Below are 25,331 nucleotides of genomic sequence, written 5' to 3' on the forward strand. Positions count from 1 at the left end.
CCCCCTAACCCCGTCGCAAACCCCCCGGCGATCTCGGTACCCTTGCACAACGGGTCGCTAGCTCAATTGGCAGAGCTCCGGACTTTTAATCCGTAGGCTGTGGGTTCGAGTCCCACGCGACCCACTCACCGCATCGCCTATGTGGCTTGCGGATACACGTCACGTGCACGCGGTGAGGGGCTACTCCTTCTCGTTCTGGGAGGACGTGGGGAGGACGGAGGGCCGGGCTTCCTGAGCTGGGATCTTCCTTGGAACCAGTGCTGCGGCGGCTTCTGCGGCTTGGCGGGCGACTTCGGGGAGGACGCTGGTGTAGGTGTCGGCGGTGATGGCGAGCGAGGAGTGCCGCAGCAGCGCCTGAACCAGCTTCATGTCCGCGCCACCGGCGAGCATCAACGTCGCGGCGCCATGGCGAAGATCGTGCAGGCGAATGGGTGGCAGTCCGGCACCGTAGGCGAGCCGGGCGAACGCATCGGTCACGTGGTCAGGGTGCAGCGCCGAACCGTCTTCCCGGGTGAACACTTTTCCTGATTCCTGCCACGCCTGGCCCCACTCGGTCCTGGCCTGTTCCTGCCGCCGACGATGGGCTTCGAGCACGGTGACGGTGCCGGAGTCGAGTGGGATCGTGTCGTCGCCGGCGTCGGTCTTGGGGTGGCCGTCCTCGATCTCCTGGTAGGTGATCTTCACGCGGTTCTGCCGGACGGCCAACGACGCCGCGGCCAAATCGAGGTCCGGCCATGCGAGCCCGCACGCCTCCCCGCGGCGCAGCCCCCGGAACGCCATCAGGTGAAACAGCGCGTACAAAGGGTGGTCTGCGGCGTGATCGAGGAAGGCTCCGATCTGTTCGGGTGTCCACACCATCACCCGCGAAGGGCGCGGTAGCGACACCCAGACCTTGAACGCATTGACCGTACGGCCACCGGCTCGTTCCCGCTCCGCCAGTTCCCGCTCAAGGCCGGTCTGCCACGCGGTGACGCGTTCGCTGGTCCACACCAGTGCCTTGGGCCGCTTGCCTGTTTGGAGCTTGGTCAACTTCGCCACGTTAACCGCGACCAGGCCTTGCCGTACCGCATCCGCCAGAGCCGACCGCAGCGTCGCGCGGATGCGCTGCATGGTCGCTGCCCCGACCGTCCGACGGTGAGGCGGAAGCCCGGCGAGTTCGGCGTGAGCGGCTCTGTGCGCGGCCTTGTCCCCAGAGCGCCATGCCTGCTGAGTCGCAGCAAGCAATCGCCGGCGTTCCCCAGCCGCCCACAGGATGCGCTTGTTGTCGGCGTCGATCGCGGCGAACATCTCGTTCAGATGCGCAACGCGTAGCTGGTCCAGTTCGATGTGGCCCAGGTGGGGTTTGAGGTAGTACTCGATGTGCTCGCCATAGGATTTGCGGGTACTGCGGCGCAGACCGCCGTTGCCGACCAGCCACTCGTCGAGGTAATGCCCGACGGTGTACCGCACGCCCGGATCCAAGCCGCGCAACGCCCGGCAACGGGCATCCTCCAGAGCGTTCTCAGCGTCCGCTTGCGAGCTGAACCCGCCCCGGCGGATCCGGCGGCGTTTGCCGCCCGGAGCGGCGTCGAGTTCCAGGTAGAAGTACCAGGTACCGTGCCGCGGATTCCAGGCGCCGTCCTCGTGACGCAGCTGCGGACAGCGGGAAGCGAGTTCCTTTCCGTCCGCACCACGGCATTTACACCTCTTGTACGTCGACCCCTTCATCGAAACCTGAGGCTATATTTCAAGTCGTGAGGCAGGCCAGCACCCTTGCGGCTGAAGGCTGCACACGACTCCGCGTGATTGCTCTTCGCAAGGTGTGCACTAACCCGTGGGTCTAAGAGGGTTGTTTGTTAGGGATTGCCCCGATGTGGGTTGCCGGGCTGGTGAGGGTTTCGTTGCCGCCTGTTGACGCTCGGTCTTTGCCGGGTGGCTGTGGGTGGCATGGGGGTCGAGGGCGAGAGGTCGCGTAAGTCGTATCGGAGTGATCTGTCCGATGAGTGGTGGGCGTTGATCGAGCCGGTCATCGCGGCGTGGAAGGCGCGGCACCCCTCGGTGTCAGGGCATTCAGGCCGGTATCCGATGCGGGAGATCATCAATGCGATCCTGTACCAGGAACGCACCGGCTGCGGGTGGGAGTACCTGCCGCATGACCTGCCGCCTCGCTCGGGGTGTACTACCACTTCGCCTGGTGGCTCTCTAATGCGTCTGTCAAGCCGCTGCTGCTGTGTGGCCGGGGTTGCAGGGAGTGCGGTTGCGGAGCAAGGCGTGCAGCACGTTGACGCGTCGTCGGGCGAGCGCGAGTACGGCTTGGCGGTGGGTCTTCCCTTGGTCCTTCTTGCGCCGGTAGAACGCCTTGCTGGCCGGGTCGCAGCCGACCGCCACCAAGCCCGCGCCCGCCGCTGCCACTACCAACGACAACGACGCGTCATCGATCACTAAATGCGGCTGGAGTATCAGTCAAATATTTGCTCAACATGCAGACTGTCCCCGATTGGAAAGCCTTCTGGGAAGGCGCGACACTGTACCCGTCGGACTAGAATATCGACTAGAAATTCTGTAATGGATCCTCGGTAATGCCAGAATTCTGGTTCCGACGCAACAACGACGGTCCATTCATCTGGCGACCCCTGTGTGAGCCAGCAGCATCTGCTCCCATCTTCCGGCATCCCCCAAGCCATCAGACCACCTGCATCGGGATAGATGGGAAAAGGGAAATCGTTCGCTGCTATCGATCTCACTTCCTCTACACCCTCACCTTGGCTTGGGGTGTAGGTATAGAGCAGAGTGGGGGTGAGGTTAGCAACAAACCGACTCTGAGTAGTTGCGTAGCGCACCAGATTTACGAGGCCATATTCGTTACCTGGCGGATCTGGTGTTCCCGGGTGCAAAATGGGAAGCCATTCATCAATCATCAACAAAGGGTAGCGATTGGCCAGTTCTTTGTAATCGCTCGGCAGATCGGTCCCGAGTTGGCGCATCACCTTTTGCCAGTCTACGACCGGTGGATCGGCAGTTGGGGCACCGAGGTACTGTTCAAGAGGCACAGGGATCGTCATAGAGGATTGATGCCCCTTCATTGTTGGTATTGACTATGCATGTATCAAGGAAGAAGCCCTTTGAGCCCCGTGCAACGATATGAATCTTGTTTGGCATCGGATACTCCAAGCTGGGCAACGCATCTGGCCAGCCATCCGCCCCGATGATTGAAGGCCTTGGGCCGGTGGTGGATGGTCGACTCGTGCGGCCGGACATAGTCCTGCGCTGGCACCGGGACCTGATCGCGGGTCGGCACGCTGTTTACTCCATACCCGCGCGTCCGGGCCGCCCGCCGACCGTCCGTTCCATCCGGGCTCTCGTCCTTAGCCGGTACGGGAGAACCCGAGTTGGGGCTACCGGCGGGTGCACGGCGAACTACTGGTTCTCGGCGTCAAGGTCGCGACCTCCATCGTCTGCAAGAATTTCAAGGACGCCGGCGTCGATCCGGCACCCGAGCGGTCCGCCACCATCTGGGCCCGCTTCCTGCGCTCCCAGGCCGAGGCGCTGCTGGCATGTGACTTCCTGGAGACCGCAAACCTTGTCCCTGCCGAAAACCTCGTCCGTGCAGGTCAATCTGGTGGTCGTCCAGCCACCGCTGCAGCCACTGGGCCACAGTGAGCGGACTCCCGGCCGGGCCACGCAACCGCACCAACGCCTCCAACGCGGACTTACGGGTCTGGAAACCGCCACGGCGGACACGGCGCCGGCGACCGTCCATCCCCGTTCCCAACTCCAGTCGCAGGTACCAGCTGCCATGGTGGCGCTCGGCCGCCAACCGCGGGCACTGCGGCCCATCGCGCGGCCGGTCCCGGGATCCTCGCAGCCGTATCGCCGGTACACACCACCAGCACTCCTCGCTCTTCTCATAGGGGCAGGGTGGGCGGCCATCGATGCATTGACCATCACGGACAGCGACAGACTGGCCTACCGAGCACGACAGCACAGCCTCGGGCCAGGGCGACGCGAACTCCCCTGGCTTGCTTCCCATCACGGAAGCCGGGGCGTCTCACAACAGCGCGGTCCGCCGAAACGCGGGGTCTAACACCCACGCCTCCAACTGGTTCTTCGTACCCCGCGCCTGCGTCCAAGACGCTGCCGGCAAGCTCCACTGACATCCCCTGCCCTTGGGCCCGGGCTCGGATAGGCGCCCGGGCCCCAGGGCAATGTGACGACGGCGTAGAGCGGCGACGATCGGAGGGACGAGACGGGAGATCCCGCCATTGAAGTCCACGGAGCCGCAGTACCGGCCGCGCCGCTCCAGCCGGAGCACGGTGCAGCGGGTCCGCGACGGCGATGGCCGCCCCGTCGGGCACCGGGACGGTGTCGTCGGCGAACGCTGTGGTCTTTCACAATCGCCGACGCCGCCACAGCGCCCTGGGATGCTCGTCCCGATCGAGTACGAAAGACTCCACTCAACCCAACTGCTCGCATGAGGTTCCGGTATCACGACACCACGAAACACGGGGGACGTCATCACCTCCGCCGACCCGGGGCGGTTCGCCTACTCAGAGCTTTGAGATCCACCAGCGATGGCGAGACTGGCCGATCTCGGCTATCGGTTGCCGTTTCACCGGCGAGATGTCGGCGAGGGGATGGAGAATGCATGTGCCTGGTGCGCGCATGCAGATCCCGGGCAGACGCTCCTGGAGGGAAGTGGGATGAAGGCGGAAGAGACCACTCTGCGTAAGCTGATCGGCGGCGAGCAGCAGTTCGTCGTCCCGCTTTACCAGCGCACGTACTCGTGGGGGTTCCGCCATCTCGACACGTTGTGGAACGACGTTGTGGATCAAGAGCGTGCGCTTGCGGACGGCCGCCCCAAGTCCCACTTCCTCGGGTCGGTGGTGCTTGCGCCTGGCCCCGCTCTCAGCCCCTCGCTGTCGCAGTGGGTCGTTGTCGACGGGCAGCAACGACTGACCACCTTGATGATCGCGCTTTGTGCGATACGCGATCACCAAGCCGCTGAGGATCCCTTGCACATCGAACGCATCAACGAGCTCCACTTGATCAATAAGTTCAAGCGCGGCAACATGCGCTACCGGCTATTGCCGACGCAGGTCGACCGGTCGGCAATGATCGCATGCATCGAGGGCGATCACGACGGGCAGACGAGTGGCGCCATCGGCGACGCGTACCGCTTCTTCCGCGCCCGGCTCATCGACATCGACGCCCCGGCCGACCCGCATGACGTCAGCCGGATCGAGGAGGTGGTTCTGGATCACCTGGCTCTCGTTCAGATTGTCGTCGAGAAGGGCGACAACGCCTTTCGGATCTTCGAATCGCTTAACAACACCGGACTGCCGCTCAGTCCCGTCGACCTCATCCGCAACTACGTCTTTATGTGCCTGCCGACCCGCGGCGAGGAGGTGTACCGCAAATATTGGTACCCCTTTCAAGAGCGGCTACGAAGCGAGCACGGTACCAAGGCCCTCGAGACGCTGATGTACCAGGTTCTGGTCCTGGACCGAGGCGAAGAGGCCACCTACGCCGACGCCTACCTCGGTCACCAGGAGATCCTGAGAGAAGCCTCCAGCGACGAAGCAGAAGTGGAAGCCTATGTCGCTGAGCTTGCGCGCCGGGCCCGTCATCTGGAAGTCATCCTCAGCCCGACCAAGGAAGCACACGAGCCGACGAGGGACCATCTGGCCTTCCTGAACGAGTGGCGCGCCACGACCGCCTACCCAGCGATCATGCGGTTGCTGGAGCTACGCGAAGACGGCGTACCGTCTGACGAGGTGGCTCAGGCGCTGAGCTACATCGAAAGCTTTTTCGTGCGCCGCATGATCGCCGGGGTAACCACCAAGAACCTGAACCGGATCTTCCAGCGGCTGACCGGTCGGCTGACCGACGATACGGTGGCCGAGACGGTCCGGATCGAGTTGTCGCCCGAACGGCTGTACTGGCCTACCGACGAGGAACTGCGAGACGCAATCCGCACCAACGCCTTCTACTGGCGAGGGCAGGCCATACAGCGGAAGCTCGTGCTACGCCGGTTGGCCGATACCTTTGACCGCGGCGAACCGGTCCTGCTGACCTCCAAGAAGATCACCATCGAACATGTCATGCCGCAGCATCTCACCGACGCCTGGCGTGCCGAGCTGGCGGCAGACGGCGAAGACCCGGCCAGAACGCACCGGGAGCTCGTCCACACCCTCGGTAATCTCACGCTCACCGCATATAACTCCGAGTTGGGCGACATGGCATACAGAGACAAGCGTGACCGGCTCAGCCAGACCGGCATCGCGATGACACACGCGATCGTTCAGCAGCCGCGATGGAGGAGGACAGAGATTCTGGCCCGTGCTGATGACCTCGCCTCCCGCGCCCTCGCGATCTGGCCGGGCCCAGACGAACAGTCACGCGGAACAAGCCCGCGGCGCGACTGGACGCTGTTGCATGACGCGATGGCCGCGATCCCATCCGGAACATGGACGACCTACACCGAACTCGCCCAGGTAGCCGGCTCGGCCCCCATGCCGGTAGCAGTACACGTCTCCACCACGCCGCTGCCCAACGCCCACCGAGTCCTCACCAACGACGGAACACCGCCCGAGGAAATCACCCGACCAGACGAAGCAAACACCCGCACCGCCCGAGAGGTCCTCACTGAAGAGGGCATCGATTTCGATGAGCAAGGCCACGCCGACCTCAACAAACGCGTCAACGCCGTGGAACTCGCAGACCTACTCGACCTTCCGGACGTCGCAGAATTTTCCACATCAGAACTTCAGGACGTCGACCCCGCCAGCCTGACCGAGCATCAACACCGATTCCACCGACAACTCGCAGAACGAGGGGGGCCTGACATCTCCCGCGCTGTCTCGGACGTGATCGGCTGGTGGACGAAGCTCGCGGGAACGTTCTGGTACGGCACTTCCGCCACGGGGCGCTGCACCCCCTACCTCAAGCACGACGGCACCGATTACTGGATGCTGAACATCTACCCCGAAGTCACAGAGGTCCCCTTCAGATCCCTCAAGCGGAGGACCCCATTCGACGACCCTCAGATGCGCGGGGAGCTGCGCCGACGCCTCAACCAAGCACCCCAGATCGAGATCCCCGAAGCCAAGCTCGATCTGTTCCCCAGCTTCCCCAACTCACTCCTGACCGATCCTGCCGTGTTGGACGTGGTGATCAGCACTCTCCATTGGTTCATCGATCGAGTACAACGACAAGAGCTCGCGTGATCAGGTAAACCCTTCCTCAACGCTGTACTTGCCGGAAACTACGTCCATGCAGATCAAGCAGCCTGATCGAACTCGTTGAGAATCCCGCCCAGACGTTGCCTACTTCGTAGGTCCAAGCTGACGATTCGGTCGGGTCGGTAATCGGTGGAGGCAGCGGTCTGAGCGGCCGACCATTGGCTAGGCCCTGGTGTACCCATGGGGCCGACGCCCCGGTCGCTGGCAGACTGTGTCGGCTCGTTGTCTGCTCGGCGATCCCGAACCGGACTGGCACGGAGCGGGCTGTGGCGGCACGGTGTCCCGCTCGATTATTGAGTTTCGCGCTCTGACCAGGGCTTACGCGGCGTGGTGATATTCGCTGATCATGCCTGTGATGACGCGTTTTCGGCGGATGCGGCGTAGGTCGATGGGTTCGGGCGCCTCCCGGATCGGCTGCGTTTCGATGTCCGGTGGGCGCTGCTGCCGGGATTGGTGCGGCCGGTGGCGGTTGTAGTGGATCAGGTACTCACGGAGCACCATCGCCAAGTGGCGTTCGCCGAGGATCAGGGGCCGGTCCAGTATCTCGCGGCGGAGGGTTCCGATGACGCGCTCACAGATGGCGTTCATGCGTGGCGTCTTCGGCAGGGTGGTGATGGTCCGCAGCCCGTCGGCTGTGAACACCTCGGCGAACGCGGTGGTGAACAGCGGATCGCGATCATGGATCACGAACCTCAGCGTGTCGATGCGCTCCTCCAGGTCCATAGCCAGGTTCCGAGCCTGCTGCACTGCCCACGCCCTGGTCGGGTGCCCGGTCACGCCGCCCAGGTGGAGTCTGCGGGTCCCGTGCTCGATGAACACCAGTGTCGGCGACGGGTGAAAACTGACCCCCGGGCGACGGGCGGGTTCCAGTACTTGTCGCAACACTCCTGGTATGTGAAGGGGTGTGGAGTTGGGACGACGGGGACGCAAGCGGCAGTTGGAACTAGAGGACGAGTACTGGAAGTTGATCCTCGCCGGTGTCGGGACGGCTGAGGCGTGCCGCCAGGTGGGGATCGGCCGCAAGACCGGATACCGGTGGCGGGCCGAGCGGGGCGGCATCCCCCCGGACCGGGTGGCCGAGGGGTCCCGGTCGTCTCGGTACCTGTCGCTGCTGGAGCGGCAGAGAATCGCCACACTGCGCGAGCATGGCCACGGGGTGCGCGAGATCGCGCGTCGGCTGGGCCGGGAACCGTCGACGGTTTCGCGGGAGCTGAAGCGCAACATACGTCCGCACGACCAGGGCATCTACGACGCCGACCTGGCGCACGCCCGTGCCCGAGGCAACGCACGCCGTAAACGTGCCGGCAGCGTGCAAAATCTCCCACACCGTGGATGCGCCGATCACGTACCCGAGCCGGGCCAGCTCACCCTGGATTCTCCGATGGCCCCAGGTCGGGTTCTCCCGCGCCATCCGCAGAATCAGTGCCTTGACCGAAACCCCGGTCGATGGTCGCCCCGGCCGACGTCGGTCGGTAAACGTCCACTTGCGGGCGACCAGACTGCGGTGCCAGCGCAAGATCGTGGCTGGGGTGACCGGGAAGACCTCCGCCCACCGGCGGCGGTGCACCAATCGGGACAACGCCGCCAACCAGAGCCGGTCGAGGTGATCCCACCGCAACCGGCGACCGCCCAACTGACGACGCAGACCCTGGCTTCATGACGCAACACCAGCAGCTCGGCGTTCTTCGACAGATCAGACCGGACCAACACCTCCAGCACGCCGAGCAAGCACCTCACCAACCGGTATACCAACGACAACAGCACCTCGAGATGATCCCAGTCACTCTGCTGATCGTGCAGCAAAACCCCAGTTCACAACCCGAAACCGAGTTTTCGAGCGGCACAGGACCTCACCGTCGGCCATGGCGAACACCGCTCCGAGGTGACCGGGCTCCGCTGTTGCGAGCTCGGGGATATACCCAGCAGGCGCACCGGATGTGTCTGCTGCAACGTCCCCGAGCGCCTCGGCCAGGTAGTCGGGCACCATGGACCTCACAGCCCGGCCCCTGACGCGTGTGCCGCGGGGTACGCAGTGACGAGCACGATTCCACTCATTCCGAAGGTCCTCTCGGGTGGCGTCGGGCGAAGTCCCAGACGAGGGCGCTGGCGTCCGGACCGGCGTGATCGGTGAAGAGGCCCTCGCCGTCGGGGCCGGGCCATGCATGGCCCATGTCGTCGACCAGGTACGACTCGACCAGGACCGGGGCGTCCTGGGTGGTGATCGTGGTGCGCTCGTAGGCATGCCTACCGTCGTCCTCGGGCACGATCGTGGTCTCCTCGACCATTTGCAGGCTGTCGTTGAGCACTCCGTCGTCGACGAGGTCGCTCACCGCGGTCCAGTGTTCGACCAGGCGGGTGGCGACGAGGGGTGGGACGACGTCGTCCTCCTCGCCCTGGATGACGAGCAGCGGCACGGATCGCGCCCGGTCGCCCATCTGGGACCACGCCTGACGGGCGGTGTACTCCGGTGGCGTGGCGTCGGGGTCATCGGGGTCGACCTGGTTCAATCCGTACTCACCGCCGGCTACGGACGTCACCGTCGCGAAGACGTCGGGATAGGTCACTGCGAGGATGACCGCCGTGCCCGCTCCGGATGACGCGCCGGCGACGTGCACCTGGTCCGGGTCCGCGTTGTAGGTTTCGACCACCTCTCGGGCGACTCCGGCGAGGAGCGCGGGTTCGCCGGTGTCGCGGTGCTGGTCACGTGGGTCGGCAGAGTTCCAGCAGTTGAGCGCGTTGCGGAACAACCGCTGCGTCGGGTAGACGACGATGAAGCCCTCGCGGTCGGCCAGGTCGTTGAACTGCGTCGTGGACTTCATCGAGTTCCATCCGAAGCCACTCATCCCACAACCGTGGATCGCCATGATGACCGGCAGCCGCGTGGTGCCGTCGTACTGCGGCGGGAGGTGGACCTGGTACCGCTGGGAACCCACGTCACTCTCGTAGACGTGGTTGTGGTCGCCCTCGCCCTTCCACCAGGGGAGACCGTGGTGGAAGACAGCCAGAGCCATCCCGGCCAGGACCACGAGCACCGCGGCGACGCCGGCGGCGACCCTGGGCCATCGCCGACGGCGCCGACTAACCCGGCCACTCTGCGGCCCCGTGCTCTCCAGCACCTGGTCAGGAGTGGCCACCGCTGCTCCCTTCGCGGCCGATCCGTCCGAGGTGAGTGTTCCTGAACGAGTCCGGCAGCTTCAGTCCGTACCCGAGGGCGCGGTCGACACCGACGTGGAAGGCCCACGCACAGGCGATGACTCCTGCCGCCGTCGACGTGGCTGGAGACACCGGCTCCATAGTGAGTGCGGCCAACCCCGCCACAGCCGGGAAGGCGTAGTTATGGACCATGTTGTACGTCGCGGCGCCGGCGGCGGTCGATCGCACGTAGCCCAGCATCGAGAGGTCGAACACGAGGAAGGCCACGAGAACCACCCACCACCAACCGGGATAGAGCATGACCGCGGCGACGAGGGCGATGAGTGCCACCGCCCCCGCCTCTGCCCGCTGGGTCCGGTTGACCTGACTGGTCATCGGGTCATCCGAGGAAGGCCCGCAGAGCGCTGTTGACCTCGTCCGCATGCGTCCAGAGGAGCCCGTGCGGGGCACCTTCGACCTCGACGTAGTCGGCGTCGGGGAGCAGCGCGCGGAAGCGACGCGCGGTGACGTCGATGGGCAGGATGTTGTCCGCCGTGCCATGGAGGATCAGCGTCGGCAGGTCGGCCACGCGGACCGCCTCGACGTCGTCGCGGAAGTCCTCGATCCAGCTCGAGACGACCGCATACGCCGCGACGGGGGCGCTGGTGGTGGCGGTGTTCCGGTTCGCCCGGACGACGTCCTGGCTGATCCGCGACCCGAGGGTCTCCTCGAGGTTGTAGAAATCCCGGAAGAACTGGGTGAACCACGCGTAGCGGTCGGCCCTCGCCGCGGCCTCGATGTCGTCGAAGACCTTCTGCGGCACGCCGTCGGGGTTGTCGTCGCGCTGCACCAGGAACGGCTCCAGGGAGGCGAGGAACGCGAGCTTGGCGACCCGCTCGGTGCCGTACTTCGCAACGTAGCGGGCGAGCTCACCCGTGCCCATCGAGAACCCGACCAGGACGACGTCTCGGAGGTCGAGGTTCTCCATCAGGGTGTGGAGGTCGGCGGCGAAGGTGTCGTAGTCGTAGCCGGTGCCGACCTTCGAGGACTGGCCGAACCCACGCCGGTCGTAGGTGATGACGCGGTAGCCGGCGGCGAGCAGATCACGCGTCTGGCGCTCCCAGCTGTGACCGCTCAAGGGGTAGCCGTGGATGAGGACGATGGGCCGGCCAGCGCCCTGGTCCTCGTAGTAGAGCTCGATCGGGGTGCTGTTCTCGTCTCCGACGGAGATGAATCCCATGATCTGTTCCTTCCTGGTTGAGGTGTCGTGCGGTCAGCAGGCCAGTGCGGCCGTGCCGGTCTGGGTGCTCATAGCGAGGGTCATCGGCATGTCCTGCCCGAGACCGCGCCCAGCGGACCGGAGCGCATCCGCGAAGGTTCGCGCGTCCTGGAACCGGTCCTCCCGGGCCTTGGCGAGTGCCTTGACGAGCACGGCATCGACCGCGGGTGTGAGGTCGGGGTCGTAGTCGCTGACCCGCAGGGGCTCCTCGTGGACGTGTTGGTAGGCGACACAGACCGGGTCGTCTCCGACGAACGGTGGTCGCCCCGTGAAGAGCTCGTAGAGCAGGCAGCCCGCGGAGTAGAGGTCGCTGCGCACGTCCGCAGTCTCGCCGCGCGCCTGCTCGGAAGAGAGGTACGAGGGAGTTCCGAGGAACACCTGGGCATGGGTCAGGGTCGCGGCCGGATCCCCGCTGGCCCGCGCGATCCCGAAGTCCACCACCTTGACGGCGCCCTCGGGCGTGATCATCACGTTGGCCGGTTTGATGTCGCGATGGATCACGCCCGCTCGATGGCTGAAGTCGAGCGCCGAGAGGATCTCGGCCTGGACGTGGATGGTCACATCGAGCGTGAGGCGGCGGCTCCTCAGGACGTCCCGCAACGACCGACCGGCGATGTGCTCCATGACGATGAACGGGACCCGGACCTGGCGCGCGGAGCCGCCTTCGACTTCCTCGTAGCCGGTGTCGTAGATCTCGACGATGGCGCGGTGGTTGAGACCGGCCACCGACTTCGCCTCGCGCCGGAAGCGGGAGTGGAACAAGGGATCTCGCGCGAGGTCCCGGCGGAGCACCTTGATGGCAACCGGGCGCCCCGAGCCGAGGTCACGGCCGAGGTGGACATCGGCGGTGCCGCCGAAGCCGATGACCTCCCCGACCTCGTAGCGTCCGGCGAGGACACGATGCGTGCTCATCGGCGCGGCTCCCAGCGGAAGAGCCGGCCGGCCAGTGCGACGGCGACGACGACCCAACCCAGGGTGGGCACCAGGAGGGGCAGCGAGTCGGCGACGGGGACGCCGCCGTCCCAGGCGTTGACGACCAGCTCGGTGGCCGCACCGCCGGGAAGGAGCCGCTTGAGGTAGACGAGGTCCTCCGTGCCGGAGAGGCCCACCCAGCTGGCCACGGCGATCACCGCGAGACTGAGCGGCAGGGTGGTCACCTGGGCGTGCTCCGGAGAGTTCGTGAGCCCCGCGGTGGCCAGCGCCAGTGCGACCATCATCGCCATCGTTGCCAGGATCGCCACCGCGAGAAGCGGGATGTCGGCCGGTTTGGAGGCGACCGCACCCAGCACGACGAGGATCGCGATTGCCTGGGCGAGCGCGATGGCGGTGATCGGCAGGACCAGCCCGACCAGGATGTTCGCGTCGCCCGCGACGGTGGAGCGCAACCGCTTGAGGAAGAGGTTCTGTCGCCGCGAGGCCAGCGTCGTCACCGCCGTGGTGTACAGGCCGAAAGCCATCACGGTGAATAGCACGATCGCAGCGATGTAGCCGAGGCTGGCCAGGTCGGCGAAGGTTTGGTGCTCGTAGACGAAGTACCCGCTGACGGCCACCGGGATGACCAGACCGGTGACCAGGACCAGCCGGTTCCGGAACATCTGGATCAGCTCACTGCGAGCGATCACGAGCATGGTGTTGATTCCCTTCGTGGGTTCAGTCGGCGTCGAGGGCGCGGAAGACGTCGTCGAGACGGGTCGGGCCGGCTTCGAGCTGCAGCAGCTCCACCCCGGCGTCGTGTGCCCAGTCCAGTAGTCGGTGGAGGTCTTCCTGCAGGTTGAACGTCTCGATGTGGAAGGCGCCGTTGAGCGCACCCACCATGGGCGGCTCGGGTGCACCAGGAGGGAGCGCGAACCGGATCAGCGACGGAGGCGACTGGGTGAGCTCGGCCACCGTGCCCTCCCGGCGCAGCGTGCCCTCGTGCATGAGTCCGACGCGGTCGGCGCGCTGCTGGGCCTCCTCGAGGTAGTGCGTCGTGAGCACGACGGTGGACCCGTCGTCGCGCAGCCTGTCCACAGCGGCCCAGAGCGCGTCGCGCGACTGGATGTCCAGGCCGGTGGTGGGCTCGTCGAGAATCACCAGCTCGGGCCCCCCGTAGGCGGCAGTGGCAAAGTCCAGGCGGCGCTTCTCACCACCGGACAGCTGGGAGACCAGGGTGTCGATCTTGCGGGAGAGGCCGGCGATGCCGAGCACCCGGTCGATGTCGTCTCGCCGCCCGCTCAACCTGCCGATCAAGCCCACCGACTCCGCGACCGTCAGGTCCGGGGAGAAGCCGCTGTCCTGCAGCATGATGCCTGTGCGTGGGCGCACCGCGCGCCGATCCTTCGGGCTCTTGCCGAAGATCCGCACCGAGCCTGAGGTGGCCCGACGGTGACCTTCAACGACCTCCAGCGTGGAGGTCTTCCCGGCGCCGTTGGTGCCTAGCAGCGCGTAGAGCTCGCCGGGCTGCACGTGGAACGACACGTCGCGGACGGCCTGAAGTCACCGTAGGTGACAGTGAGACGTTCCACGTCGATCACGGGCGATGTAGAGCATGCAGACATGGAGCGGTTCCTCTCGTGTTCCGGGCCGTCCGATGCGCCGGTCAGCGTCGTGCCATCAGGTTCGCGCAGGAACGTGTGGCCTCGCGTCGGTGCAAACCCCTGATGTCGTGCCCTGAGGGCGCCGCCCAGCGGTTGAGCGTGGCCTGACAGAGGCTGCTCGCATCGGTGGTAATTACCTAGTCCGGCGGCTAGGAGGGGGAACACGTTTTGGACCTGATAGGCCGAGGCACCGAGCTCGAAGCGGTCGAACGTCTGCTCGCCGAAGCCCGGGCCGGGCAGAGCGGGGCGCTCGCCATCCGCGGCGAGGCCGGCGCAGGCAAGACGGCCCTGCTCGAGCATGCCCGCTCCGTCGCGGTCCGGTCGGGCTTCCGGGTGGAGACCTCGGTCGGCCTGGTAGCCGAGATGCAGTTCGCGTTCGGAGCTGTCCATCAGCTGATCAAGCCGCTCCTGGGGCGGCTGGACGCCCTGCCCGATCCCCAGCAGTCCGCACTGCAGGTGGCGTTCGGACAACGGGCCGGTGCGGCTCCGGACCGCTTCCTGGTCGGGCTGGCCGCTCTTACCCTGCTGGCCGAGGCCGCCGAGGAGCGGCCGTTACTGTGCATCGTCGACGATGCACAGTGGCTGGACGAGGCGTCCGCACAAGTGCTGGCCTTCGTGGCGCGTCGGGTTTCGGCGGAGGAGGTAGCGCTGGTGCTCTCCGTGCGCGACCCAACCGACGACGGGGACCTCAGCCGTGGGCACCGACGAGGAGGTGGCCGGTGAGCTTGAACGCTCGGCGGGCCGGGCGCGCGCTCGCGGCGGGGCGGCCGCCGCAGCCGCTTTCCTGCAGCAGGCGGCCGAGCTCACCTCCGATCCGGGCACCCGCGCCGAGCGCGCGCTCGACGCCGCATACGCCAAGCACGAGGCCGGTGCATCCGAGGCTGCCCTGGAAATGCTGGCCGTCGCGGCCACCGGGCCACTGGACGCCCTGCAATCCGGCCGCCTGGAGCTACTGCGCGCCCAGATCGCGTTCCACACCACACGCGGAAGCGAGGTGCCGGGAATGCTGCTCGACGCCGCCAAGACGCTCGCCCCGCTCGACCCGACGTCGGCCCGCGAGACCTACCTGCACGCGCTCGATGCGGCAGTCATCAACGGCGGAGGCGATGCCGTGCACATCGCCGAAGCGGCGCTGACCGCTCCCACTCCTGACGCACCGGCTCGACCCGCGGACCTGCTTCTTGACGGCCTTGCGACGGCCTTGACGAGGGGATACGCAGCAGGAGCACCGGGGCTGAGGCGCGCCCTGGAGGCGTTTCGCGACAGTCCGCACGCTGATCCCAGGCAGGACCGCGGCAAAGACCGGTGGCTGTGGCTCGCGGGACGCAATGCCGTAGCGATCTTCGACGAGGACCTGGTCGAAATACTGGCCCGCCGGAACGTCCAACTGGCTCGTGAGTCCGGTGCGCTGGCAACCCTTCCTGCCGCGTTGAGCTTCTTGTCCATCAGCTCGGTCCTGATGGGTGAACTCGCCCGAGCCGACGAGCTCGCCACCGAGGCGACGCCCGCACGATCGAAGCCCACCTGCGCAACATCTTCGGCAGACTCGGCATCACCTCGCGTCGACAGCTGAAGGGTCTGCGGCTCACCTGAATGCCGTCGATGCGCGGGCTAGCTGTTCTTGGCCGGATCTCCCGGCGAGCGCCACGTGCGCGCGGTGGATCAGTGCGCCACCTCGAGCTCGTGTTCCGCCGCGAGGTCCTTGTGCGCGGCCGCACCCCGGAGCGTGAAGCTGGCCCACAGGGCGGTGAGGACCATGATGACGGCTCCGGCGAGGCCCGCGACGGTGATGGCTTCGGTGAACGCGGCCTCGGCGATCTCGAGGACCGAGGCTCCGGTGCCGCTGTCGACCTCGGTCGCGACGACCTGGGCCTCGGCCATCGTCGACGACGCGCGTTCGCGGAGTGGGCCCGGCAGGTCTATCGCGTCGATCTCGGAACTGACGACACGCGTGTACCAAGCCACGAGCACTCCACCGAGGACGGCTGTTCCCAGGGTCGTGCCGAGCTCGTAGGCGGTCTCCGAGGTCGCTGCCGCCTGTCCGGCTCGCTCAGGCTGCACCGAGCTCATGATGATGTCGTTGCTCAAGGCAAGTCCGACCCCCGCCCCCAGTGCGACCAGCGCGAGCGAGGTGGCGATCAGCGCAGGGGACGAGCTCGGCGACAGGAAGACGGTGAGCGCGAACCCGATCGCGGCGATCAGGAGTCCGACAGCGACGACGTACGCGGGGAGGAAGCGCTTGACTAGCATTGCGGCAGCGAAGGCGGCGGCGGCCGCGCAGACGGCCTGGGGGATGAGCCAGACGGATGCCTCAAGCGGGTTGAGTCCCAGCACGAGCTGCAGGTACTGGACGAGCGCGACCAGGGCGCCCACCATCGCGAGGATCGACAGCAGGTCCCCGATGACAGCTCCGCGGAAGTACCGCACCCGGAAGAGTCGGACCTCCAGCAGAGGCGTCGGCAGGGTGAGCTGCCGGCGTACGAACGCGATGACGGCGATCACACCGACGACAAGGGCGCTCATGCCGAGGGCGGTGTCCTTGCCACCGGTGAGTGTCTTGATGGCGTAGACGACCCCGACCATGCCGACGAGGGAGAGCACCACGCTGATCACGTCGATGCTGTGCAGGCTGGGATTGCGGCTCTCCGGCAGCAGGAGCGGGCCGAGGACCAGCAGCACCACCATGACGGGGATGTTCATCAGGAACGCCGCCTGCCAGCTGAACGTCTCGATGACCCACCCACCCGCGAGGGGGCCAACGGCCGCGCCGACCGACGCCATCGCTGCCCACACGGCCATCGCGTATCGACGCTGCTGCCGGTCGAGGAACATGTTGCGCACCAAGGACAAGGTCGACGGCATCATGATCGCCCCGCCGATACCTAGGAGTGCACGTGCTCCGATGAGCATCCACGGCGTGGTGGCCAGGGCGCCGACGACCGACGCGATCGTGAAGACGACCGAGCCGATGAGCAGGTTCCGCCTCCGTCCGAACCGATCGCCCACGGTGCTCATCGCCACGAGCAGGCCTGCCAGCACCAACGAGTAGATGTCGATCATCCAGAGCTGCTCGATGCCCGTCGGGCTGAGGTCGGCAGAGATCGCGGGCAGGCCGAGGATCAGGACGGTGCCGTCGATCGTGATCAGCAGCAGAGGAAGGACCAGCACGGCAAGGCCGATCCAGCTTCGGGCGGTGGCGCTGGGAGGGGCAACGTTCATCAGAAGTCTTCCCGGGTCGAATGGGTTCGGTCTGCCACCAGGTTCGTATGTACCGCGACGTGTTCGCGTCGGTGGAGATCCCTGATGTCGTCCCAGGGCTACGCAGTTCAGCATCGTTGCCCGGCCATCCGATCCACGGGCAGGGGCTAGGCCGGGGTGCTCGGCGTCGGCGACACTGGCAGGACAGCTGCGAACGGTGACGGGAGTGCAGGGTGGACCTCTTGGGTCGTCGGGCCGAGCGCGAAGCGGTCGAGCGCACGCTGGCCCGGGCCCGAGACGGACGCAGCTCCGCGCTGATGGTGGCTGGGGAGGCGGGCATCGGGAAGTCCGCACTGCTGGAGCACGTGCGCCACGCCGCGACCGGCCTCGGGTTCAGGTGGAGGACTCGGTCGGGGTCGAGGCCGAGGCGCACTTCGCGTACGCCGGTCTGCACAAGCTCTGTACACCGTTGCTGGACCGCGTCGGGTCCCTGCCCGACCCCCAACGCGCTGCCCTCGGTGTGGCGTTCGGCCAGCGAGCCGGGTCGCCGCCGGACCCGTTCCTGGTCGGGCTGGCCGTGCTCAGTCTCGTGGCCGAGGTCGCCGAACACGGGCCACTGCTGTGTCTCGTCGACGATGCGCAGTGGCTGGACCAGGCATCAGCCCAGACGCTGGCGTTCGTGGCGCGGCGAGTGTCCGCGGAGCCGGTGGCGTTGGTGTTCGCGGTGCGCGATCCGAGCGAGGGTCGTGTGCCTCCGTTCGCCGAGCTGCCCGAGCTCCGCCTGGGAGGGCTGGACGAGACCGCCGCGCGAACGCTGTTGGCCACGACGGCCCCACCCTGCTCGACGATGAGGTGCGCGACCGGATCCTCGCCGAGTCACGCGGCAACCCCCTCGCGCTGATGGAGCTACCTCGCGGTGCTCCTCCGGCACACCTGGCAGGTGGGTTCGAGAGGGCCAGATGTGCTCAGTGTGCCGCGTCGGGTGGAGCAGTCCTTCGAACGCCGTTCGGTCGGATGCCGGCAGAGACGCAGCTGCTGCTGTTGCTCGCATCGGCCGAGCCGACCGGCGACCCCGACTTGCTGTGGCGCTCGGCCGAGCGGCTCGGGATCGCTCGCGAGGCGGCGTCTCCGGTAAGAGCCGCCGGTCTGGTGGAGATCAACCACCGGGTCCGGTTCTCAAATCCATTGGCGCGTTCAGCGGTCTACCGGGTGGCGACACCACCGGATCGTCGCCGCGCGCATGCGGCGCTGGCAGCGGCGACCGACGTCCGGTCCGACCCGGACCGGCGTGCCTGGCACCGCGCCCAAGCAGCGCATGGTCCTCACGAGGAGGTCGCGGTCGAGCTCGAGCAGTCGGCGGGTCGCGCGCGCGACCGCGGCGGGCTCGCCGCCGCGGCCGCCCTGCTGCAGTTGGCCATCGAGATGACGCCGCACCCGACCGGCGCGCGAACCGGGCACTGGAAGCCGCCTACTCCAAGCACGAGGCCGGGAATCCCGACGCGGCGCTGGCTTTGCTGGGCGTCGCGGAGGAAGGCTCGAGACGTTGCGCGCCAACGAACCTGCAACCGACAACGACGAGCGCTACTGGCTCTGGCTGGGCTGCCACGTCGCGGCCGATCTCTGGGACGACGAGGCGATCTACGTCCTCGCCAGCCGCGACGTCAGGCTGGCCCGGCAGGTGGGCGCGCTGACCACGCTCCCCCCCCCGCACCCAACGCCCTGTCCTCGGTGCTGGTGCTGACCGGCGAGTTCGACCGGGCCGCAGAGTTGATGACGGAGGAGCTGGCCATCACGCAGGCAGCGGGCATCCCGCATCTGCCCAACGCCCGACTGATCCTGGCTGCCTGGCGGGGCCGGGAGGCCGAGACGACCGAACTGCACGAGACCCTGGTCCAGGAGGCCACGGAGCGCGGGGAAGGCGCGACGAGGAAGTCCCCCGCGCTGGCCGCGAACGAGATCTGCACCTCGCTCGCGGTGGTGGCCCTGGCTGTCCTGTCGTGGATCCTCGGCGGCTGGATCCCGTCGCGGAGCGACTTCGTCCCTTCGCTCCTCCTCGCCCTCGCCATCGGCTTCACCAGCACCGCGGCGGTCATCATGTCGGTCTTCGACGCAGAGAGTATGCCGGCCGTTGCTCCGGAGCCCACCATGGAAGCGGTGGATGACGGCTTCGGCTGACGCGGGCGGCATCACGCATGGGCGAAGGAGGACACCGCAGATTCGTCGCAGCGGAGCGACGGCTTCGCTGGGGGTCTCACCGCCCGCGCTCTTCGCTGATGGAGTTCGCTCCGTCGACCGTGATGAGCTGACCCGTGATGTACGACGCGCCTTCATCAGCGAGGAACGCGATCGCGTGCGCTACTTCGTCTGCGGTGCCGGACCGGCCGACGGGCGTGGCCGCACCCAACACCCGCTCGTAGTCGGAGGCGGATGAAGTGTCAATCCATCCCGGAGCGACGGCGTTCACTGTGATGCCCGCCGCAGCCATGTCGATCGCCGTCGCACGCGTCAGTCCGACAACGCCGGCCTTCGCCGCGTGATAGGCGACATCGCCGGCATAAGCGGCAACCGGCCCCGACACCGACGACACATTGACGATGCGGCCGTAGCCGGCCGCCTGCATGAGGCGCGCCACACCGCGGATCATCAGGAACGACGTGGTCAGGTTTCGATCGAGCGAGGCATGCCAGTCGTCAAGGGACAGTCCGTCGATCGCGCCCGACGTGTACGAGCCGGACACGGAAGTCATCCCGGCGTTGTTGACGAGGATGTCGATGCCGCCGAACGAGTCCGACGCGCACGCGACGACGCCATCCACATCGGCGGGATCAGTAAGGTCCGCGACCACCCCTTCCGTGCGGATGCCGGCGGCGCGCAGTTCTGCGACCCGCTCGAAGATGCGATCCGTCGTTGACGTGATCACCACCCGACTTCCGCCGGCGCCGAGAAGACGGGCTGCCGCGAACCCGATACCGTGCGCGCTTCCCGCGCCGGTGATGATGGCGACTCTCTGTGTCATCGTGGTCATGGTTGAACCTTCCGTTCAGCTGTCCCGTCGGTCATCGCTTGAGGCCGGCTTGATGCTGCGGCCACCGGTACGGGTCGTCCTCCAGGCGCTTCCGGTCCCACCCGTCACCCAGTCGCCGCAGTCGGGGGCCCCACCGGGGTGCGCCGGCGCCTCGCGTCCGGAGAAGCGGGTGCACGCCAGGTCCATGGCGCCCCAGAAGAAGTGCACCGGACTGACCTTCCCGACGAAGTGCGACCGGAACTCGCCCATCACCCGGTCCGCCTGCGTCAATTGGCGCCAGAAGATCTGGGCCGCCTCGAAGTCGAAGAGTCCGCCGCGGTGGGGGATTGCGCCTGTGGTCAGACCGCGGGGGCTGACGTAGAGCGTGACCTGCCACCAGTGGTTGAGCAGCGGGGCTTGCGAGAGCCGGATCTTGCCGACGATCTGTGCCCACATGTGCAAGGTGTCGCGGGTCTCGGTCCAATCCTCGACCCGCAGGCGCGACCAGGGTTGCGGTGTGTTGTCGGGATTCGCCTGTGTTCTCCTGTCGACGCTCTATCGGTGCTCTGGATTGGCCTGGTCGGGGGCGCAGCCGGCGTCCCACTCGCTGCGACGGTTGCCGTAGGCCGGGACGCCGCCCGCGTCCCGCAGCAGAGTCGCAAGGTGCATCAGGTTGTAGGTCATGAAGGTGGTGTTGCGGTTGGTGAAGTCGTTCTCGGGGCCACCCGACCCGGGATCGAGGTAGGACGGCCCCGGCCCGACCGGTCCGATCCAGCCCGCGTCGGACTGCGGCGGGATGGTGAAGCCGAGGTGCTGGAGGCTGTAGAGCAGGTTCATCGCGCAGTGCTTGATGCCGTCCTCGTTGCCGGTGATGAGGCAGCCGGCGACGCGGCCGTAGTAGGCGTACTGGCCTACGTCGTTGAGCAAGCCGGAGCAGCCGTAGAGCCGCTCGACGACCCGCTTCATCACCGAGCTGTTGTCGCCGAGCCAGATCGGCCCCGCGAGGACCATGATGTCTGCGGCCAGGACCTTCTCGAACATCGTCGGCCACTCGTCGACCTCCGCGCCGTGCTCGGTCATGTCGGGCCACACCCCGGTCGCGATCTCGTGGTCGATGGCCCGGATGACCTCGACCGCGACACCGTGCTCCTCCATGATCCGCGTGCTGACACCCACCAGCCCGTCGGTGTGGCTCGGCTCCGGCGAACGCTTCAGCGTCGCGTTGACGAAGACGGCCCTCAGGCCGTCGAACTGGGGCGTCACGGCCGCTGCGCCTCCTGCTGGCTCTGCCATGTCGACTCCTAGTCGCTGACCTTGGACGGGGGTGCGTTGAAGAGCAGGTCCTGGTAGTCAGGATGGTTGCGCAGCCACCCGATGATGAAGGGGCAGATCACCAGTGTCTTCAACCGGCGCTCACGGACGTCGTCCAGTGCGGCGCGGGCCAGCACACTGCCAATTCCTCGGCCCTCGAAGGCGGGGCCGACCTCGGTGTGAGTCAGCACGACCAACTCGCTGGTCTCTTGGTATTCGACGTAACCGGCGAGACCCGATGACCGGGCCACGGCCTCGTAGCGCTGCCTGCCGGTGTTGTTGGTCACGGTGATGTCGGTGGACATGGGTGGTCAGCTCTCCTCTGACAAGTGACGAAAAGGGTCTGTGGGCTCCGTGCCGGACACCGGGGCTACTGACCCGAGCGTGCTGCTCCGAGTGACGTCTTCGCGTCGGTGAACATCACCGACCACCTGCGACTAGGTAGGTGCCTCGGACACCGGTCTTCACTTGACTCGGCGGTCCTCGGACCCGTTCGCGAGCCAGTGCCTCCACGAAACCCCGGGCGATTCGCTGCGCCGGCGCTGCTTGCGCGAGGAGCTCGGGGCGCTCTGTGCGCGGAGCGCTGTACGCGCACCTTCGATGCAGGGGTTCACCGCGACGCCGCGAACGCTCGACGATGTCCCGCCGTTCGTGTGGCACGGCTCGATCCGCACGCCCGAGATCGCCGAGCAGGCCGCTTTCTACGGCAACGGCTTTTTCGCAAACCACATCCTCGCGCCGAACCTCCACTTCAAGCCGCTGGTCGACCTCTACCGCCGGCGGTTCGAGCACTACGGCCACGGCACCGCGGACCAGGCGATCGTCGGTTTCGGCGGCCAGGCGTTCATCGCCCGCCGCTCGCAGGATGCGGTCGAGCGGTTCCGCCCCTACTTCGAGGCCTATCCCGTCTTCCGGGGGGTCGAGCCTGGAGGACTGGATGGAGCGCACGCCGCTGACCGTCGGCAGCCCGCAGGAGGTCATCGACAAGACCCTCACGTTCCAGGAGGGCTTCGGCGACTACCAGCGCCAGCTGTTCGCGGTCGACAGCCTCGGGCTGCCGGTCGAGGTCGCCCTGGAGCAGGTCGAGCTGCTCGCCACCGAGGTCGTGCCGGTGCTCCGCAGGGAGATGGAGTCGCGGCGGGCGCCCGACGTACCCGAGGCCCCGACGCACGCGTCGCTGGTGGTCGCCAAGTACGGCGACGCCGAGACGCGCCAGCCGCGGCCGAACCCCAACCGCGGGGACAACCTGTCCGGCAGCTCGCCGTACCAGGACAGCGACCCCAGCGTCGAAGCGCACTTCCCCGTGGTGGTCTGATGGCTGCCGCAGCGCGACCCTCAGCCTCGTCGATCCGGCTCGCGAACGAGTCCTGGGAGGCCCTGTTCCGCGCGCAGGCCACCCTGGCCCGCGAGTTCGAGCGCGACGGCGACCGGGGCGGTCTCCCGCCCCGGGAGTACGGCGTCCTGTACGCGCTCGCGGGCGCGGACGAGGGTCTGCGGATCACCGACCTAATCGACGATGCCCTGCTTACCCAGGCAGGAGTCTCGCGGCTGGTGTCGCGGCTTGAGAGGCGCGGGCTGGTCGAGCGACGCGATGACCCGGACGACGCTCGTGCCTGCCGGATCGTGCTGACCGCCGAGGGCCGGAACGTCCAGCGGCGCGTCGGCCGTGCCCACGCGAGGCACGTCACCAGGGCGATGACCCGCGCTCTCGACCGCGAGCAGCTCGCGATCCTCCGAGACCTGACCAAGACCTTGATCTACGGGAGTGATCGCTGGCGCGCGCCACCCGCGCGGTCAGCTCTGGAATCTCAACACCAGACCGGGCACGAACCGACCCGTGTGACCACCTTGGGTGCATGGGCGACGTCATGAACCCGCGGTAGTTTGTCGATCACTCATCAGCCATCCATCGAGACGCGCCGACGAGTCACAAGATTCCCGACAGAGTCGCTCACTGATCCTCCTGTTGGGGTTGGAGGACCCGTCGGATGTGTCTGATTGACACGCCGATCTCTATCGCTAAGTCAGGCGCAAAGCATTTTCCACCTCAAGGACAGCCTTCCCGTGCAACGTGCGCTGGCGGATCAGGGCGAATGGCGTCTCGGGGTCATCCCACGGCCCGCGCCAAGTCACCTCGGCATCCAGCCGGCCCTCGGCGACCTCCGTTGCTAACAGGCTGAGGTCGTCGCCTAGTGGCGCACCTCCGTGCAAATGGAAAGTCACGAGCCGGCGGTCGTGGAGGCCGCCATGAGCATGGAAAGCACCGATCGGGAAAACCGTTTCCGCCACAGTGGCGTGCCCGACCGCCACCAGCACGCCCCCTGTTCGCAGCGCGAGGTAGCCCGCGACGAGCTGATCACCAGCCACCAGGTCGACGACGCCGTCGATTCGACCATCGATGTCGCTCGGATGGCTCACGACCTCGGCCGCGCCGAGCTCGCGGAGTCGTGGTCCGAGCTCGGTCGGACATGTGGTCGACACGATGACGTGGGCTCCACCACGGTGCGCGAGCTGCACAGCGAATCGACCGACGCCACCGCCGGCCCCGGTGACGAGTACGCGCTTGCCCAGCGTGCCGGTGATTTGCAACGCCCGGAGGGCAGTGGTCGCTGCAACGGGCAAGGTGGCGAGGGAAGCGGCATCGGCATCAGGAGGGGCCACACCGAGCCACGTGGTCGCAACCGCTCGGAGTTCCGCCCAGCCGCCGAGCCCGGAGTGCGTCACGACGAGCGAGCCGGCAGGCGGGCCAGACCCATCTGCGGCTGCCCGCTCAACGATGCCTGCGGAGTCCCAGCCCGGCACGACGCCGTCCGGCAGGTCGAAGATGCCAGCGTTCACCTCGCCGAAGTTCAGCCCGACGGCCTTGGTGCGCACCAGTGCTTCGTTCGGCGCCGGCACCGGAACCGGGACGTTAGCGGCCAGTCGGACTCCAACCTCGGTGCTCGCGTCGCGGACCAGGGCCCGCATCGTCGCCTCAGGCATCAGCTGTCCGCTTGATCAGGTTCGGCTTCGTCACTGACGAAGCCGACCACTGCTGAGGGATCGAAGTACTCACGCATCAGAGTGATCTTTCCGGCCTCAGTCTTCACGATCATGACGTAGCGCTGATCGAATTCTTGCCCAGTTGCCACGATGCGAGGGGTGCTCCGGTACTCCAGGACCGTTGCATCGGCCGCCTCGTAGAAGGCGTCGAGAACTACGTTCTCGACGCGAACCTGCCGGGGGACGACGGTGAACAGCTCGTCGATGGCCTTCCGGCCCGTGACCGACGGCAGGAGCCCACCAAAGGGGTACTCCAAGGTGGCATTGGGATCGAGCGCGTTGAGGAATGTGCCCTCAAAGGGTGCCAGACGATCTCCCAGCACCTTGACGATGATGTCCGCAATGCCGGTCGGAAACTGGGGCCCTTCGTCTTCGGCATGCTCAACGTTGGATCCCGGACTGCTCATATCACTGTCCCTTCGCGTTGGGTACCGGCCTTTGCCGGGCAATCGGCGCTCGCTCCTCGCAATCCGCCGGAGGCTGCTGTGGCCCGCTGGTGGCCGCTTGCGACATCACAGTGCCCTCGGCCGACGAGACGTCGCATCCGTACTTCTCCCGTAGAACCCCAC

Annotated in this window: 24 protein-coding genes, 1 tRNA gene and 4 pseudogenes; 12 read left to right on the plus strand and 17 right to left on the minus strand. The window is 66.9% G+C overall.

Annotation, left to right across the window (positions count from 1 at the left end; all coding sequences use genetic code 11):
- Positions 1 to 51 precede the first annotated feature (51 nt).
- A tRNA-Lys gene (locus E1289_RS03570) sits at positions 52 to 124 on the plus strand.
- A 56-nt stretch (positions 125 to 180) separates the two neighbouring features.
- Here the strand turns inward: E1289_RS03570 and E1289_RS03575 are convergent.
- Positions 181 to 1,707, minus strand: coding sequence for a site-specific integrase (locus E1289_RS03575; protein ID WP_131975237.1), 1,527 nt, complete (start codon positions 1,705 to 1,707; stop codon positions 181 to 183).
- A 252-nt stretch (positions 1,708 to 1,959) separates the two neighbouring features.
- Here E1289_RS03575 and E1289_RS39370 point away from each other — a divergent pair.
- Positions 1,960 to 2,148, plus strand: a pseudogene (locus tag E1289_RS39370) (transposase); the annotation flags it as partial.
- 45 nt (positions 2,149 to 2,193) lie between these two features.
- Here the strand turns inward: E1289_RS39370 and E1289_RS39375 are convergent.
- Both E1289_RS39375 and E1289_RS03590 read right to left on the minus strand, forming a co-directional pair.
- A pseudogene (locus E1289_RS39375) lies at positions 2,194 to 2,343 on the minus strand (IS110 family transposase); the annotation flags it as partial.
- A 95-nt stretch (positions 2,344 to 2,438) separates the two neighbouring features.
- Positions 2,439 to 3,041 carry a hypothetical protein gene (locus tag E1289_RS03590; RefSeq protein ID WP_131975239.1) on the minus strand — a complete coding sequence of 201 codons (603 nt, stop codon included), beginning with the start codon at positions 3,039 to 3,041 and terminating at the stop codon, positions 2,439 to 2,441.
- Positions 3,042 to 3,384: 343 nt separating this feature from the next.
- On the opposite strand from E1289_RS03590, the gene E1289_RS38815 reads away from it, so the two are divergent.
- Positions 3,385 to 3,639, plus strand: a complete 255-nt coding sequence (locus E1289_RS38815) for a hypothetical protein (RefSeq protein ID WP_207928761.1) — start codon at positions 3,385 to 3,387, stop codon at positions 3,637 to 3,639.
- A gap of 911 nt (positions 3,640 to 4,550) precedes the next feature.
- Positions 4,551 to 7,205 carry a DUF262 domain-containing protein gene (locus E1289_RS03600; protein WP_131975241.1) on the plus strand — a complete coding sequence of 885 codons (2,655 nt, stop codon included), beginning with the start codon at positions 4,551 to 4,553 and terminating at the stop codon, positions 7,203 to 7,205.
- Positions 7,206 to 7,538: 333 nt separating this feature from the next.
- Here E1289_RS03600 and E1289_RS38820 read toward each other — a convergent pair whose 3' ends face one another.
- Positions 7,539 to 7,943, minus strand: coding sequence for an integrase core domain-containing protein (locus E1289_RS38820; RefSeq protein ID WP_207928762.1), 405 nt, complete (start codon positions 7,941 to 7,943; stop codon positions 7,539 to 7,541).
- 367 nt (positions 7,944 to 8,310) lie between these two features.
- On the opposite strand from E1289_RS38820, the pseudogene E1289_RS39380 reads away from it, so the two are divergent.
- Positions 8,311 to 8,442 (plus strand): annotated as a pseudogene (locus E1289_RS39380) (helix-turn-helix domain-containing protein); the annotation flags it as partial.
- An 829-nt stretch (positions 8,443 to 9,271) separates the two neighbouring features.
- On the opposite strand, the gene E1289_RS03625 reads toward E1289_RS39380, so the two are convergent.
- From E1289_RS03625 to E1289_RS03650, 6 genes are read right to left on the minus strand one after another with little or no spacing between them, the layout of a single operon-like run.
- Complete coding sequence (locus E1289_RS03625) at positions 9,272 to 10,354, minus strand: PHB depolymerase family esterase (protein ID WP_131975245.1); 1,083 nt, start codon at positions 10,352 to 10,354, stop codon at positions 9,272 to 9,274.
- Complete coding sequence (locus E1289_RS03630; protein ID WP_131975247.1) at positions 10,341 to 10,748, minus strand: DUF4260 family protein; 408 nt, start codon at positions 10,746 to 10,748, stop codon at positions 10,341 to 10,343. The genes E1289_RS03625 and E1289_RS03630 overlap by 14 nt, the downstream gene beginning before the upstream one ends.
- A 4-nt stretch (positions 10,749 to 10,752) precedes the next feature.
- Positions 10,753 to 11,592: an alpha/beta hydrolase gene (locus E1289_RS03635; RefSeq protein ID WP_131975249.1), complete on the minus strand. Its 840-nt coding sequence runs from the start codon at positions 11,590 to 11,592 to the stop codon at positions 10,753 to 10,755.
- A 33-nt stretch (positions 11,593 to 11,625) separates the two neighbouring features.
- A complete protein-coding gene (locus E1289_RS03640) occupies positions 11,626 to 12,543 on the minus strand; it encodes a protein kinase (protein WP_131975251.1) in 918 nt (305 codons plus the stop codon).
- Positions 12,540 to 13,259: an ABC transporter permease gene (locus tag E1289_RS03645; RefSeq protein WP_131975253.1), complete on the minus strand. Its 720-nt coding sequence runs from the start codon at positions 13,257 to 13,259 to the stop codon at positions 12,540 to 12,542. The genes E1289_RS03640 and E1289_RS03645 overlap by 4 nt, the downstream gene beginning before the upstream one ends.
- A 22-nt stretch (positions 13,260 to 13,281) precedes the next feature.
- A complete protein-coding gene (locus tag E1289_RS03650; RefSeq protein WP_347813563.1) occupies positions 13,282 to 14,088 on the minus strand; it encodes an ABC transporter ATP-binding protein in 807 nt (268 codons plus the stop codon).
- 287 nt (positions 14,089 to 14,375) lie between these two features.
- Here E1289_RS03650 and E1289_RS38830 point away from each other — a divergent pair, with 287 nt between their 5' ends.
- Positions 14,376 to 14,930, plus strand: a complete 555-nt coding sequence (locus tag E1289_RS38830) for an ATP-binding protein (protein ID WP_207928764.1) — start codon at positions 14,376 to 14,378, stop codon at positions 14,928 to 14,930.
- Positions 14,902 to 15,780, plus strand: coding sequence for a hypothetical protein (locus tag E1289_RS38835; protein ID WP_207928765.1), 879 nt, complete (start codon positions 14,902 to 14,904; stop codon positions 15,778 to 15,780). The genes E1289_RS38830 and E1289_RS38835 overlap by 29 nt, the downstream gene beginning before the upstream one ends.
- A gap of 89 nt (positions 15,781 to 15,869) precedes the next feature.
- On the opposite strand, the gene E1289_RS03660 is transcribed toward E1289_RS38835, so the two are convergent.
- Positions 15,870 to 17,426 carry an MFS transporter gene (locus tag E1289_RS03660; protein WP_165970325.1) on the minus strand — a complete coding sequence of 519 codons (1,557 nt, stop codon included), beginning with the start codon at positions 17,424 to 17,426 and terminating at the stop codon, positions 15,870 to 15,872.
- Between the two features lie 376 nt (positions 17,427 to 17,802).
- Between E1289_RS03660 and E1289_RS38840 the strand changes: the two genes are divergently transcribed.
- The 3 genes from E1289_RS38840 (at position 17,803) to E1289_RS03670 (ending at position 19,580) form a co-directional block, all read left to right on the plus strand.
- Positions 17,803 to 18,306 (plus strand): ATP-binding protein, encoded by a 504-nt coding sequence (locus E1289_RS38840; RefSeq protein WP_243712586.1) that lies wholly within the window; start codon positions 17,803 to 17,805, stop codon positions 18,304 to 18,306.
- A 642-nt stretch (positions 18,307 to 18,948) separates the two neighbouring features.
- Complete coding sequence (locus tag E1289_RS38845; RefSeq protein WP_207928767.1) at positions 18,949 to 19,146, plus strand: hypothetical protein; 198 nt, start codon at positions 18,949 to 18,951, stop codon at positions 19,144 to 19,146.
- The gene (locus E1289_RS03670) at positions 19,134 to 19,580 is read left to right on the plus strand and encodes a hypothetical protein (protein ID WP_131975257.1); all 447 of its coding nucleotides are present in this window, start codon (positions 19,134 to 19,136) and stop codon (positions 19,578 to 19,580) included. The genes E1289_RS38845 and E1289_RS03670 overlap by 13 nt, the downstream gene beginning before the upstream one ends.
- A gap of 76 nt (positions 19,581 to 19,656) precedes the next feature.
- Here the strand turns inward: E1289_RS03670 and E1289_RS03675 are convergent, their stop codons facing one another.
- Genes E1289_RS03675 through E1289_RS03690 form a run of 4 tightly spaced genes read right to left on the minus strand, consistent with a single transcriptional unit; the run spans position 19,657 to position 22,025 of the window.
- A complete protein-coding gene (locus tag E1289_RS03675; protein WP_131975259.1) occupies positions 19,657 to 20,430 on the minus strand; it encodes an SDR family NAD(P)-dependent oxidoreductase in 774 nt (257 codons plus the stop codon).
- Positions 20,431 to 20,445: 15 nt separating this feature from the next.
- Positions 20,446 to 20,907 carry a DUF5996 family protein gene (locus tag E1289_RS03680; protein ID WP_279486734.1) on the minus strand — a complete coding sequence of 154 codons (462 nt, stop codon included), beginning with the start codon at positions 20,905 to 20,907 and terminating at the stop codon, positions 20,446 to 20,448.
- A 57-nt stretch (positions 20,908 to 20,964) separates the two neighbouring features.
- Positions 20,965 to 21,702, minus strand: a complete 738-nt coding sequence (locus E1289_RS03685) for a flavodoxin family protein (protein WP_131975261.1) — start codon at positions 21,700 to 21,702, stop codon at positions 20,965 to 20,967.
- 8 nt (positions 21,703 to 21,710) lie between these two features.
- A complete protein-coding gene (locus E1289_RS03690) occupies positions 21,711 to 22,025 on the minus strand; it encodes a GNAT family N-acetyltransferase (protein WP_131975263.1) in 315 nt (104 codons plus the stop codon).
- Positions 22,026 to 22,308: 283 nt separating this feature from the next.
- On the opposite strand from E1289_RS03690, the pseudogene E1289_RS39385 reads away from it, so the two are divergent.
- Together E1289_RS39385 and E1289_RS03700 are read left to right on the plus strand one after the other, a co-directional pair.
- A pseudogene (locus E1289_RS39385) lies at positions 22,309 to 22,912 on the plus strand (LLM class flavin-dependent oxidoreductase); the annotation flags it as partial.
- A gap of 122 nt (positions 22,913 to 23,034) precedes the next feature.
- Complete coding sequence (locus E1289_RS03700) at positions 23,035 to 23,592, plus strand: MarR family winged helix-turn-helix transcriptional regulator (RefSeq protein WP_131975265.1); 558 nt, start codon at positions 23,035 to 23,037, stop codon at positions 23,590 to 23,592.
- 147 nt (positions 23,593 to 23,739) lie between these two features.
- On the opposite strand, the gene E1289_RS03705 is transcribed toward E1289_RS03700, so the two are convergent.
- Both E1289_RS03705 and E1289_RS03710 read right to left on the minus strand, forming a co-directional pair.
- Positions 23,740 to 24,702 carry a zinc-binding dehydrogenase gene (locus tag E1289_RS03705; RefSeq protein ID WP_243712588.1) on the minus strand — a complete coding sequence of 321 codons (963 nt, stop codon included), beginning with the start codon at positions 24,700 to 24,702 and terminating at the stop codon, positions 23,740 to 23,742.
- Positions 24,702 to 25,169: a nuclear transport factor 2 family protein gene (locus E1289_RS03710; protein WP_131975267.1), complete on the minus strand. Its 468-nt coding sequence runs from the start codon at positions 25,167 to 25,169 to the stop codon at positions 24,702 to 24,704. The genes E1289_RS03705 and E1289_RS03710 overlap by 1 nt, the downstream gene beginning before the upstream one ends.
- Positions 25,170 to 25,331: the final 162 nt, after the last annotated feature.

The sequence above is a fragment of the Actinomadura sp. 6K520 genome, assembly GCF_004349245.1.
Lineage (GTDB): Bacteria > Actinomycetota > Actinomycetes > Streptosporangiales > Streptosporangiaceae > Spirillospora.